The organism is Allohahella sp. A8, assembly GCF_047946665.1.
In the GTDB taxonomy this organism is placed as follows: Bacteria; Pseudomonadota; Gammaproteobacteria; order Pseudomonadales; family Oleiphilaceae; genus Allohahella.
Map to the genome: position 1 here is coordinate 1,849,678 of NZ_CP172312.1, position 12,262 is coordinate 1,861,939.

The window sequence follows — 12,262 nt, forward strand, 5'->3', positions numbered from 1 at the left end:
GCGGCTATTGCATTACCTTCCCGGATCGAAGCCAGCCGCGGCTCAGTGGCAGGCTTCGAGCAGTCGGTTTGCATGATCCTGCAGCGCTCGCTTTAGCGCAGAGGGCGCCAGAACGCTGAAACGGAAAGGCAATTGTGCCAGCCACCAGGCAAACCACTCGAAACTGTCTGTGTGGGTTCGCAACAGCATACCGTCTTCCACCTGCTCCAAACCAGTATGATTCATATCCCGCAGTCCGAGTGCCTTCAGTGCGCTGGCCTTGTCGGTATGCAGCACTATGGTAACCTCATGCGTCTGGCCCCAGGCGCACATGCTCTCGCGGAGATAGTCGGCAGCATCAAAGCCCGACGGTCGCTGAAAACAATCTGCCAGCAGCGCAACCTGACTGATTCGATCCAGCCGGAACGATCTGATCGCGCGACGCAGATGGCAATTGCCGATGACGTACCAGCGCCCCCCCATAAAAACCAGGCCGTAGGGATCGATAATTCGTGTCATGACCGCCTGTTGCGGAGAGTGGTACAGAAATGTCACACATCGTCCGGCTTCTGCGGCGGCAGTCAGTATCGCCGGCGCATGCTCGTCCAGCGTAGGCTCGCCTTTTGGAAGCACAACCCTGGTGGTTTCGACTATACCTCTGACACGTCGCTTCAGGTTCGCGGGCATCACCCGTTCGAGTTTCGCCTGGACGCTGGCGATGGATGGGGCAGATGCCGCCAGTCCGAGCTGCTGGGCAGCAAGCAAGCCGAGCGAGACGGCGAGACTTTCCTCTTCAGTAAACATCATCGGGGGCAATTTGAAGCCTGCTATGAGACGATAACCACCGAATCGACCCTGCTCCGTCATCACCGGTATGCCGAGCTCTTCAAGTACCGAGATATAACGACGGACCGTTCGACGGTCCACGCCGAGCCGCTCGGCCAGCTCGGCGCCGCTCAATTGCTGATGGGACTGCAATAGTTCGAGTGCTGCAAGCACACGAGTGGTCGGTCCAGACATGATTCGCCTCTGCAGAAACTTGCTATAAATTTGTATTCTGCACCTTAATTAGGACGGTTTCTCGCCTATATCGGGCTTATTCTGAATCTGCAGTACAACAAGAGCCAGCCCGAACCAAAGGAGTGATCCCATGTCAAAAATCAAGTTCTACAGCAACCCAATGTCACGAGGCCGTGTCGTCCGCTGGATGCTCGAAGAGCTCGCGGTGCCTTATGAACTCGAAATTCTGGAATTCGGCCAGTCGATCAAGAGCCCCGACTATCTCGCCATCAATCCCATGGGCAAGGTGCCTGCCATCAAACATGGCGACATCATCGTGACTGAAGTCGCTGCGATCTGTGCTTATCTCGCTGACCAGTTCCCGGAGAAAAAATTGGCACCGCCACCCCAGAGCGCTGAGCGCGGCGCCTATTATCGATGGCTGTTCTTTATGGCGGGGCCGTTCGAAATGTCGACCAGTGCGAAAGCCTATGGCTGGCGGATCGACGAGAGCAACGCTCCAGCTGTCGGCTGTGGACGTATCGGCGATGCGGCCGATGTACTGGAATCAGTGTTACAGAAAGGGCCCTATATCTGTGGCGAGCAATTTACGGCCGCAGATATTGTCGTGAGCAGCTATGTTGGCTGGGAGATGATGCAGAAGAATCTCGAGCCTCGACCGGCTTTCGAAGCTTATGTCGCCCGTACTGAAGCGCGACCAGCAGCGAAAAGGGCCAATCAGCTCGATGATGCGCTGCTAGCCTCACGGACGGCGGAACCGGAAGCAGCACTGCCAGCGTAAGATCTCGGGGACGCGACGGCCACTGTTAGCTGGCCTGTCGCGCGCCCCTCCATCGATATCGGACCGCCTACAGTACAGGCGCCCGGCTGCTGATATTACCCCGACTCAGCCAGGCATCGATCACCAGGAATAACAGCAGACTCACGCCCATCACCGGCGCAAACACGCCAAGCAGGAGGACCCCCAGTGCCATGATCAGAAGAGACTTCAATGACGCCTTTCGCAGGTGGTGAAAGACCCGCCGAGGACCTGAGGCCGTCTGCCGCACTTCGCTGGGTCTTCGTAGCCACCACATCCGATAGCCCAGTATGACCAGCAGACAGAGCGCCAGCGCACAGAAGGCCACGAAGAGCTGATTGAGTAAACCGAACAGGACACCCATATGCGCATCGATGCCCCAACGGGTGAGCTTCGCTACTATCGGGAAGTCTTTGAAAACCTGCTCACCGACTACTGTCATGGTGCGAGGATCGATGGCGACGGCATCGACCTGGGTAGGCCAGCCCCTGTCGATCTCGCGCACCACCCAAGCGCTTGCAGGATCGGCAGCGGGCTTTATTTCCAGAATCGCCGCATCGATACCTGTAGCTCTGGCTTTGGCCAACATCTGATCAAACAACTCGGGCCTGTCGATCTGTTCGACCGGTTCAGGATTGGCTGCGCCATGACCTTGATGATGCAGGACCTCACCCGCTGGCTGGTCAGGCGCAAGTGCCGTGTTCAGTTCAGGCGTACTCCAGTCCATCTGAGCCCTGAGAGCAGCAATATTAGCGCCCGCCCAATTCGACCAGGTAAGGCCCGTGATAGAAAAGAAGAGCAAGGCCACCGAGAGCACCACACCCAGGGTGCTGTGCCAGTATCTGAGTCGGCTGCGAGGACTGTCGCTGCTGAGCCCGCTGTCAGCGCGACGTCTTCGCCACCAGAGCAGCAGCCCACCCAGTGCCACCAGCCAGAGCCAGGACGCCGCAAGTTCGCTGTAGTAACGACCGACCTCGCCTAGATGAAGCTCCCGATGCAGAAAGTCGATCCAGATTCGAAATGGCAGCGTGCCACTTGTGCCATAGACGACAAGGCTGCCCCGGATATCCAGTTTCGATGGATCGACAAAAATCGCCTGATGCTCTCCTTCCGCAAGTCCATCGACCGAGAACATGACCCGTGTCGTCAGGCCGTCGGCTGGCGCCGGACGCACGGCCGACAGAATGGCACTGTGCCCTATTGCCTGCCGGGCAACCCGGATCTGGTCAGCGATTGGACGGTGCTCACCCCCCTGCTGGACGGTCAAAACGGAATCGTACAGCCAACGCTCTACCTGCGGTGTCAGCGCGAAAAGTGCGCCCGATAGCGCAGCGACAAAAATAAAAGGTCCGACGAAAAAGCCGGCGTAAAAATGCAGACGAACGAGCAAGGGGTAGCCCCAGCGTTCATCACTGGTTCGAATTGTAATAGGCATGAGTATCCCTGATTTTAGATTGAGAACTGTGTTCCGGGGTCAAGCCAAGGCTGGAGGCGCGCGAACTGGCGCATCCGGGAAGACTGGTGCTTCTCTGGGGAGTGATGTAGTGCGAGGTAAAAGCGGCTGAACGAAGTCGAGTTTGAAAGCAACGCTGACCATGGCCGCCGCAAGATTCGGCGGCACTTTTGTGAGCAGGGCACAGTATCCGCAATCGGCATGACTGACATGCTGATCAGCTAGCGGCGGGTCCTTTCGCGAACGCTCGTGAGCGCCATGCTGGTCATGATGCCCATACTGAGCGTCGGCGTGATGCTGAGGGGCGTGATGCTGAGGGGGATGGTGCGCGTGGCCTGATTTCGAGCGAGCGGCGAAATCAGCGGAGTCAGTCAAAGAGGACGGTGTGGACCGCGTCTGATCTCTGCTGGCGTCGAACTGCAGCTGAGTCAGAATCGGGCCCAGATAGATGAGCAGGATGGATAGCAGCGCCAGCCAGCATGTCAAACGGCGGTGTTCAGGTGCCTTCAAAACCGGTGGACATCCATGTGATACGGTGACGACGAGCGAATGAAATTTGGCTTTACTTCGGCCTGAGCATCAATGCAGCTGGATTAATGATCCTTTTTACGCGACTCGGATATCCAGTCCGTGAGCGCAAAGAACACGCCTGAAAGTACAAAAGTAAAGTGGATGCCCACTTTCCAGGCCAACTGCTCGGTCGTGAACTGACTGCTGACCAGAAAGGCCTTGAGCAGTTCGACCGCCGAGATAGCGACTATGGCGCCGATCAGCTTTAACTTGAGGTCTGCAAAACCGACGCGCCCCATCCATGCTGGACGGTCCTCGTGACCACCAACGGATATCTTCGAGACGAAATTTTCATAGCCGCTGAAGATGATGATCAACAACAGACTGGCAATAAGTGCGGTATCGACCAAGGTAAGAATCGAGATGACGGCTTCGTACTGGTCTGCGGTCCAGGCATTCTTCACGAGCATGCCCAGTTCCTTCATGAACTTGACCAGCAAAACCAGAATCGCTGCAATCAAGCCCACAAAAAACGGCGCCAACAACCAGCGACTTGCAAAAATGCCGGCTTCGATCTTACTTTCCAACGAACGCATTCAGTCTCTCCTGAGTCATCAATCCTGCAGCCTGCATCTTAACTCGGCGGGCGGAGACAGCAAGAGCTGATTGCACCGAATGCTACACCTTCATATGATCGGGTTTTCGCCGGACAATAAAAAAGCAGCCATTTGGCTGCTTTCGAGTACGGTTCGATCAGGATCAGCTGGTAACTGATTTTACTGTATCCTTGATCTTGCCCTTAGTCTCTTTGGCGTGGCCCTTGGTATGCTGGGCCTTACCCTCGGCTTCGGTATCCTTGTCGTCAGTAGCCTTGCCGAAGACTTCTTTTGCCTTACCCTTGATCTTGTCGATTGTGCCTTCTGCCTTATCCGTCTTTGAGTCTTTCATATAACCTCCGTGGTTTCAGAATCAATTCAACACCCCTAAGATAACAACGACTTAGCTCCAGCCGCCACTTACAATACCTTAACATCCAGAAGCTGGGCCGACGCGTATCCACTCAATTGCCCTGGGCGCTTGTGCTAGTAGAAATTCGCTTTATATTTAGGCAATAACGAGGTGTCACAGGCATTTGATGCCGCGCAAGGGAAGGATTCCACGGTGAAACTTGGGAAGCGATTAAAGCAGCTTGATGCCATGGTGCCGCCGGGCTATGACCACATCTGGGACTGCTGTTGTGATCACGGTCTGCTGGGCGCGACACTGCTATCCCGCGCAGCGGCGCCTCATATCCATTTCGTGGATGTGGTCCCTGCCCTGGTGAGCGATCTGCAGGTGAGGCTACAGCAGTTCCAGCCAGCCTCATCGACAGCCTGGACCGCGCACTGCATTGATGCACACGCCTTGCCGCTGGCACAGTACGATGGGCGTCATCTGATCATCATCGCAGGTCTGGGTGGCGACCTGACTGGCCAGCTTGTGGAGGCGATACAGGCTGCCTCGCCTGACTTAACGATTGATTTCCTTCTCTGCCCTGTCCGGCAGCAATTTGCCTTGCGCAGTCAACTCATTTGTCTGAACTTCGCTCTAAAGCACGAAGCACTGTTGGAAGAAAACCGGCGATATTACGAAATTCTTTTCGTAAGCTCTAAGGCGATGCTCGGAAGCCAAATCAGTCAGGTCGGTGAGCTGATCTGGCAGGCTGAAACGCCAGAGCAGGCAGCAATCGCAAGAGGCTATCTGACGCAAACACTCAATCATTACCAACGGGCATCGCTGAACGCGCCTGCGCACGCACAACACATTCTTCAAGCTTACGAAATGGTTCAGACAAGATGTGATGCGCGATAGCGATAGCCTACGCCGGTGACGGTTTCAACCTGAACGGCGTGCTCACCCAGTTTTCGGCGCAGGGTGCGCACAACGGCATCGACTACATTACTACCACCTTCATAGCGTGTTCCCCAGACTTCACGCAGCAGGTCGCTGCGCGACACAGCCTTGCCGGTCCGGGCGGCCAGCAACTGCATCACACCAAATTCGAGCGGGGTCAGACTCACCCGACCGGTACCCATCACCAGCTCGCGGGCTTCGAGGTCGAGCAGGTCGACTGCTGACTGGACACCCAGCTCTGAAGCCGCCAGTGCGGCCAGCCAGCCGTCGACGGAGCCCGCACCGAAGTCGAGCATCGCAGTGTGGTAGATGGCGCCATCGAGCGAGAGCTCGCGCCCAGTCAAGGCTACCAGGCCTAAGCGCTGAGCGACCGGCGCGTAGGCAGCAAGATCACGCACCAGGAGATAAACGCGACGCAGACGCGGCCTCAACTCCATATAGTGCCGCTTGAGATCGAGCCATACAGCAGCCTGGACTTCGCCAGGTGAGTCACCTTCAGTGCTGGCCAGCCAGCGCCGGCAGAACAAGGCTATCTGATCGTCCGGGAGTGGATTGCACCTGAGGTGGTCGCACCAGCTTGCGGTCACCGGATCGTCACGCAGCCAGCGGGGCTCAACCAGATCAGAGCGAAGTTTGCAATACAGGCCCACCACATGCCCCACCCGATCACGCACGACATGGAAACTCTGTGGCAGCCTTCGCCACCATGACAGCAAGCTCTCGGCAGCCTGAATGCCCTCCTGGGCATGAACGATGCTGAGTAGGTCTTCGGCGTCGCTCTGCTGAGCCATCTCCACTGAAAGTGCCGATGTATCCCGTGGGAAGAAGGCCTCGCGCACCACAGGGTTCTCGATCAGATAAAGCATGTCTGCCGTATAGCGCCAGAGATCTCCGCTCCCTGCAAACTGCGCTTCGGAAACGAGCTGGCGCCAGGCTGCCCGCCGATACTCAAGATAACGACAAGGATCACTGGCATGCAGGGAACGGGCGATGGCATCACGCACAGCCTCCTGTACGACCAGGCCGTCGCTGACACAGTCGACGAAGGGCAGATCGCTCAGGCGCTCATAGACATCCTGCGGCGCCAGATCAGGAAAGATGGCTCTTAATAAGGATATCGTCGACCGGCGGGTCACCGCCGCGCCTTCCAGCACGCGCCGGGTAACAGGATCGCTTACATCGGCAAGGAAAACGTGGGTGAGTTCATCGACCGCCTGCTGAATCGGCGCTTCAGAGAAGCAATAGCCAGGCGGCTCGTTCCGCACACTCGCCGCGGCAAGTTTGAGGGCCAGTGGGTGCCCATGGGTGGAACGTGCGATGAGCGCCGCCTCCTCAGGGCCGAGCCCGAGTTGTGTAAGGACTGATATGGCATCATTCGCATTCAGCGGTGTCATGGCCACAGCCTGCAGTCTGTGGCCCCATCCCGGCGTGGCATACCAGCCAGCCGAAGGCCTTTGCCGACCGAACAACAGCACTCGCACCCTGTCTGGCAAGGTCGGTAGAAAAACCTGCCGCAGCCAGACATCGAGAAGCCTGAACGCATCATAGTTGTCGAGGGCCAGAAGAATGACGGTGTTGAGCTTGTCGAGACGTTGTGCGAGGGCTTCAGCGGCATGACAGACACCCCCCACGGCTTCGCTCAGCTCACCAAGGAAGCCGCGCTCGGTCGGCTCCACATTGCGACAGTCGATGTGGATAACGATCGCTCCGTCGTCTCTCGCCTCACGCGCAAATTTCTCCAGCAAGGCCGTTTTGCCTATGCCAGCAATGCCGTGCACATGCAGCACCCATGGCCCTTCAGGCGTGAGCACACTCCGCAGGAAATCGAGCTCAGTTTCTCGTCCGGTGAACGCCTGCTGAGCCTGACTTGCAAGCCATTCCGACATTCGTCTGGTCATAGTAGGCCCTCACGAATTCTCACAGTATTCTCATCACGCCCTCACGTCCATCTGTTCATCGGGTGGTATAACTGAAGTCACAGAAATCAGCCCGATTAGGGAGGTGTACTGTCATGAACAATACCGTGCAAACAGCGTGGAGCCTGAAAGGCGACTATCTCGAAAGCTGCAATTGCAAGGGCGCCTGCCCCTGCCTGTACCTTGGTGCACCCACCGAGGGCGAGTGCACTGCGCTTGTAGGCTGGCATGTAAGCCGTGGCCATTTTGGTGACCTGCCGCTGGATGATCTGAATGTTGTGGTGGCGCTGTTGTCTCCCGGCCCAATGGCGGAAGGCAATTGGAGAGTCGTGCTATACCTGGACCAGCGTGGCAACCAGCAGCAACTCGAGGCGCTGGGTGCCATTTTCGGTGGGCAGGCCGGAGGCCACCCAGCTGTGCTCGCCTCGCTCATTGGTGAAGTGCTTGGCGTGGAGCACCTACCAATCCTGTTCGAAACGAGCAAGGGTCGGCGACATCTCAAGCTTGGTGAGTATGCTGGTGCAGAGATAAAAGCCATCGAAGGCCAGGCCGGTGCCGAGGTGCATATTATCAACCATCCATTGGCCGTAGCGCCGGGTAACTCGCTGGTGGTCGCGAGCTCTCAGTCCCTGCGTCACCAGGCCTACGGGCTCAATTTCGATCTGAGCGAACGCACCGCCTACTATTCACCTTTCAGCTACGCCGGACCATGAACAAAGAAAGCAGTGTGCCCCTCACAGTAGCCAGGGCTCGCGCGCTCGAGCGGATGCTGATCGGCACTGTACTGCTCGTAATCACACTTCTGGCATGGGGCCAGCTTTACCTCATGGATATGTCTGCGAGTATGGCCTTACCTGGCATCAAGGCCCCGGCAGATCAGTGGCATCTGGATGTGGCAGTGATGGGCGCGCTCATGTGGAGCCTGATGATGGTGGCCATGATGATGCCAGGCGCGAGTCCGATGATTCTGACCTATACCCGGATTCATCAGCAGCGTACCGGCAGAGGTCGGGCAGTGGCACCTACCGGCCTGTTCGTGGCGGGCTATCTTGTCGTGTGGCTCGGCTTCAGCGCGCTTGCCGCCACAGCTCAATGGGCGCTGTACCACGCCGGGCTATTAAGCGCTGCCATGGGCAAGTCGAGCGCGCCACTAGGCGGGGTCTTGCTCATTCTGGCCGGCGCATTCCAGTTCAGTCGTCTCAAGCAGGCCTGTCTGCGCAAATGCCGCTCACCAATCGGCTTCATCATGACCGAATGGCGCGAAGGCCCCACCGGGGCACTCCTCATGGGCATCCGCCACGGCGCCTACTGCACAGGCTGTTGCTGGGCACTCATGCTGCTGATGTTCGTAGGTGGTGTAATGAGTCTGATCTGGATGGCTGGCCTGGCCCTCTACTTTCTGGTGGAAAAGCTAACACCCTGGCCCCGGCCAATCGGCCAGCTCACAGGCCTGCTGCTTATCATCGCAGGTGCCATAATGCTGCTGAGTGCCGCATTCGGCGGCACAATGCGATAAGCCACCAGATCAAGCTTCCGTCGCAACATCCATTCGAGCAGATCTGGATGGCTGGCGATATGAAGAGTCGAAGCGGTATTCTGTAATCGAACCCTTACTGATTCAGGAGATCGATATGCGGAACCAATTCGCAGGCAAGGTGGCGCTAATAACCGGCGCCGGCGCAGGTATAGGCCGAGAGACTGCTGAAGCATTCGCTCGCCAGGGCGCAAAAGTCGTCGTTTCAGACGTCAATGTACAGGCCGGTGAAGCTACCGCTAGCGCTATCGCCGCCCAGGGTGGCGATAGCGTCTTCATTGCCTGTGACGTGAGTCAGGATTCGCAGGTGCGTCAGCTGATCAAGAACACGCTTGAGGCATTCGGCCGCCTTGACTTCGCCTTCAATAACGCAGGCATCGAGGTCGAGCAGAGCAAATTGGCGGATGGTGACGAAGAGACCTTTGACCGGATCATGGACATCAATGTGAAGGGCGTGTGGCACTGCATGCGCCATGAGATCAAGGCCATGCTGCCCCAGGGTGGTGGCGTCATCGTCAACACTGCCTCGATAGCGGGTCTGGGCGCAGCGCCCAAGATGAGCATCTACAGCGCCAGCAAGCATGCGGTGATCGGCCTGACCAAATCGGCGGCGGTCGAATACGGCAAGAAGGGGATCCGGGTAAATGCCGTCTGCCCTGCCGTCATCGATACCGACATGTTCCGCCGTGCTGCGGAGCTGGACCCCAAGAAAGCAGCGTATGCAGCCGCTATGCATCCGGTAGGCCGCATTGGGCAAAGCAGTGAGATTGCGGCGGCAGTGCTGTATCTGTGTTCCGAGGGTGCTGCCTTTACAACTGGCGTCGCCTTACCGGTCGATGGCGGCGCAACGGCGATCTGAGAAAATTTCTTTCATGGCGATGTCGATTTCCGTTTTCTGCAATCGACAAATAGGTGAAGACATTCTTTTACAGAACGAACAGCCTTTAGGAGTCTGCCATGAAAGATTTCAAGAAGTTCCTGCGGGAATTCAACGATGCCTGGGCAAAACCGGATATCGAGAGCATCCTTGCCGGGGTCACCGATGACATACGCTTTCGTATGGCAAACAGTGAGACGCCTATCGAAGGCAAGGCGGCTTTTGCCGACTGGCTGAAGTCGATGGACAGCTGCGAAAGCCAGGCCCATATCACAATCGAACGGCTCATCGTGGACGGTGACTACGCAGCACTTAATGGCGACATCACCTTCAGCGGCAGGGACGCGGGTAAACACTACGTCTTCTGTGACATCTATACGCTTAGGGGTGATCGCATCAGTGAACTCACTGCTTACTGCCTGAGCGTTGACGAAAGTGCTGGAATGAGTTGATGCATCATTTGGCTCGTGCCGAGCCTTCCAGGCGTATTCCGTAGGCTTTAGCCAAAGTGTGACCGGCCTGCAAGCAGATCAGCTGTAGTGCACGCGTGCCCGGTCAAGCAGGTCACGTCTGAAGAAGGCATAGTACGCGCCGATGAGTCCGCCAATGAGCGCGCCGCCGAGGTGAGCCGCGTAGTTGATGAGACTGTCGTTACCAAGCCGTCGCATATCGTAGATGTCCCAGCCGACGTACCAGAGCATGAGGAAGAAAGCGGGTATTCGGATGACCCTGAAATACAGGATGATCCAGAGCAAATGACGGATACGTGCGCCTGGCATCATCAACGCGAGCGCGACCAGGCAGGCCATGACGACGCCGGATAGGCCGACTGTCGGCAAGGCGGTTTCGAGATGCATGACGGTGAAACTGTAGGCCAGGCTGGTGCCAATAGTCGCTACAGAAATAAAGACCGCAAAGGTAAGCGTGCCCATCAACAGTTCGACTGATGCCGCGAAGATATAGAAGAACAGGAGATTGCCCAGCAGATGCCCGAGATCACCATGCGAGAATGTCGCTGTGATCATGCGCGTCCAGTCGAGATCCTTGGGGTCGTACGCCAGCTTGTCTGTCAGCAGTTCCGGGATGGCGCGATCATAATACTCGTAACTGTCCCTCAGAACTGAAGCAATATAAGCCTGGCCATCGATCGGAGAGACAAAGATATCCAGTGGCTCAGCCTGCGCCACCAGTTCTGCCATGGCGGCTTCTGGATCACTGGCTTCACGGATCGGATTGAAGAAACTGAAGCAGGGTCTCTGACGTTTATCGTGCGTGATCGTCTGCAGAATTGATATGGCATGGTCATCGAGTGCAGAGCTACAGAAGCTCTCTATGGATGCCCTGTACTGCCTTTCCGACTCCACCTGCTCCCAGAACACGACACCGCTGATGAGACAGATGAGCACTGTGATCAGTGGCAGCCCACGCTTTCGCGCGTCTATCCTGTAGGGCATTAGCATCAGCATTGGGACTCACCTCGTGGCCAGAAAAAGCAATCCTGATCATTCTGCGATCAGCAACGGCGCAAGCGTAAACGAGGTATACAGGCAGTAACAGAGCACACGATCTCTTTTGACAATTGATTACATTTACTTTGCCGCCGACGGGGACAGGCTAGCCAGAAGTACCTGCAGACGTTCCACGCCCATCTCGTTCATCAGCGCAATGTTCCGCTCTGGTATCCCCCCCACGTCCGGGTGATCATCGATAGCCTTTTCGAGACTGTCCTCTCGCAGAATGTGCAGCATTTGCACGGGTGAACGGTTGGTGTAGTTCTCGGCATCTTCTGGCTGAGTACCGCCAAACCGATAGTCGGGATGAAAGCTGGCAATCTGATAGATGCCCTCCCTGTCAAGCAGCTGCAGCAGGCTGTCGGCCTCCGGCAGAAAATCATTATAGGTGCGGAAGCTGGACAGCACGTGGGGATGAATCAGCAACGTGGTTTCTATCGAAGCGTCTTCATCGAGCAGAATAAGCTCTTCCTTGAGCGCCTGGAGTAACGCCGCTTCGTTGGCCGCTTCAGTAATACTGAAACGGATTCGATTCTTCACCAGTTCACGTTTGGCAAACGGACAGAGATTGAGGCCGACCACCACAGTGGTGACCCAGTTCCGAACAGCATCGAGGATTGCATCATTATTGGGGGTGCTATCAATCATTCATAACTTACCTAGGTTCAAGATGTTTCCGCGTGTCGCCGCTCTGGATGATGACCAGTGTTGCACTGCGGAGGGCACTCGGCAAGCCGACGATCGAGCATTCAGTCAAGCGGCGAGCAGTT

14 protein-coding genes are annotated in these 12,262 nt (G+C 56.8%); 6 read left to right on the forward strand and 8 right to left on the reverse strand.

The window, feature by feature from the left end:
• Positions 1-42: 42 nt before the first annotated feature.
• Positions 43-999 carry a helix-turn-helix transcriptional regulator gene (locus ACH3PB_RS08275; protein ID WP_416398989.1) on the reverse strand — a complete coding sequence of 319 codons (957 nt, stop codon included), beginning with the start codon at positions 997-999 and terminating at the stop codon, positions 43-45.
• Positions 1,000-1,129: 130 nt separating this feature from the next.
• On the opposite strand from ACH3PB_RS08275, the gene ACH3PB_RS08280 reads away from it, so the two are divergent.
• Complete coding sequence (locus ACH3PB_RS08280; RefSeq protein WP_416398990.1) at positions 1,130-1,780, forward strand: glutathione S-transferase family protein; 651 nt, start codon at positions 1,130-1,132, stop codon at positions 1,778-1,780.
• Positions 1,781-1,847: 67 nt separating this feature from the next.
• Here the strand turns inward: ACH3PB_RS08280 and ACH3PB_RS08285 are convergent, their stop codons facing one another.
• The 4 genes from ACH3PB_RS08285 to ACH3PB_RS08300 all read right to left on the reverse strand — a co-directional run bounded on the left by ACH3PB_RS08285 (position 1,848) and on the right by ACH3PB_RS08300 (position 4,709).
• On the reverse strand, positions 1,848-3,233 hold the full coding sequence (locus ACH3PB_RS08285) for a PepSY-associated TM helix domain-containing protein (protein ID WP_416398991.1): 1,386 nt from the start codon (positions 3,231-3,233) through the stop codon (positions 1,848-1,850).
• A gap of 39 nt (positions 3,234-3,272) precedes the next feature.
• Complete coding sequence (locus ACH3PB_RS08290) at positions 3,273-3,761, reverse strand: DUF2946 domain-containing protein (protein ID WP_416398992.1); 489 nt, start codon at positions 3,759-3,761, stop codon at positions 3,273-3,275.
• 83 nt (positions 3,762-3,844) lie between these two features.
• The gene (locus tag ACH3PB_RS08295) at positions 3,845-4,357 is read right to left on the reverse strand and encodes a TIGR00645 family protein (RefSeq protein ID WP_416398993.1); all 513 of its coding nucleotides are present in this window, start codon (positions 4,355-4,357) and stop codon (positions 3,845-3,847) included.
• Between the two features lie 163 nt (positions 4,358-4,520).
• Complete coding sequence (locus tag ACH3PB_RS08300) at positions 4,521-4,709, reverse strand: CsbD family protein (RefSeq protein WP_416398994.1); 189 nt, start codon at positions 4,707-4,709, stop codon at positions 4,521-4,523.
• A gap of 213 nt (positions 4,710-4,922) precedes the next feature.
• Here ACH3PB_RS08300 and ACH3PB_RS08305 point away from each other — a divergent pair, with 213 nt between their 5' ends.
• Positions 4,923-5,612, forward strand: a complete 690-nt coding sequence (locus ACH3PB_RS08305; protein ID WP_416398995.1) for a tRNA (adenine(22)-N(1))-methyltransferase — start codon at positions 4,923-4,925, stop codon at positions 5,610-5,612.
• Here the strand turns inward: ACH3PB_RS08305 and ACH3PB_RS08310 are convergent.
• On the reverse strand, positions 5,588-7,552 hold the full coding sequence (locus ACH3PB_RS08310; RefSeq protein ID WP_416398996.1) for a winged helix-turn-helix domain-containing protein: 1,965 nt from the start codon (positions 7,550-7,552) through the stop codon (positions 5,588-5,590). The two genes, ACH3PB_RS08305 and ACH3PB_RS08310, sit on opposite strands and share 25 nt — an antisense overlap.
• 113 nt (positions 7,553-7,665) lie before the next feature.
• Here ACH3PB_RS08310 and ACH3PB_RS08315 point away from each other — a divergent pair, with 113 nt between their 5' ends.
• The 4 genes from ACH3PB_RS08315 to ACH3PB_RS08330 all read left to right on the forward strand — a co-directional run bounded on the left by ACH3PB_RS08315 (position 7,666) and on the right by ACH3PB_RS08330 (position 10,433).
• Positions 7,666-8,283 (forward strand): DUF1326 domain-containing protein, encoded by a 618-nt coding sequence (locus tag ACH3PB_RS08315; protein WP_416398997.1) that lies wholly within the window; start codon positions 7,666-7,668, stop codon positions 8,281-8,283.
• On the forward strand, positions 8,280-9,086 hold the full coding sequence (locus ACH3PB_RS08320; RefSeq protein WP_416398998.1) for a DUF2182 domain-containing protein: 807 nt from the start codon (positions 8,280-8,282) through the stop codon (positions 9,084-9,086). The genes ACH3PB_RS08315 and ACH3PB_RS08320 overlap by 4 nt, the downstream gene beginning before the upstream one ends.
• 115 nt (positions 9,087-9,201) lie before the next feature.
• Positions 9,202-9,963, forward strand: a complete 762-nt coding sequence (locus tag ACH3PB_RS08325) for an SDR family oxidoreductase (RefSeq protein WP_416398999.1) — start codon at positions 9,202-9,204, stop codon at positions 9,961-9,963.
• Positions 9,964-10,061: 98 nt separating this feature from the next.
• The gene (locus ACH3PB_RS08330; protein WP_416399000.1) at positions 10,062-10,433 is read left to right on the forward strand and encodes a nuclear transport factor 2 family protein; all 372 of its coding nucleotides are present in this window, start codon (positions 10,062-10,064) and stop codon (positions 10,431-10,433) included.
• Between the two features lie 78 nt (positions 10,434-10,511).
• Here the strand turns inward: ACH3PB_RS08330 and ACH3PB_RS08335 are convergent, their stop codons facing one another.
• Both ACH3PB_RS08335 and ACH3PB_RS08340 read right to left on the reverse strand, forming a co-directional pair.
• On the reverse strand, positions 10,512-11,447 hold the full coding sequence (locus ACH3PB_RS08335; protein ID WP_416399001.1) for a rhomboid family intramembrane serine protease: 936 nt from the start codon (positions 11,445-11,447) through the stop codon (positions 10,512-10,514).
• A 123-nt stretch (positions 11,448-11,570) separates the two neighbouring features.
• Positions 11,571-12,140, reverse strand: a complete 570-nt coding sequence (locus ACH3PB_RS08340; RefSeq protein WP_416399002.1) for a DUF1415 domain-containing protein — start codon at positions 12,138-12,140, stop codon at positions 11,571-11,573.
• Positions 12,141-12,262: the final 122 nt, after the last annotated feature.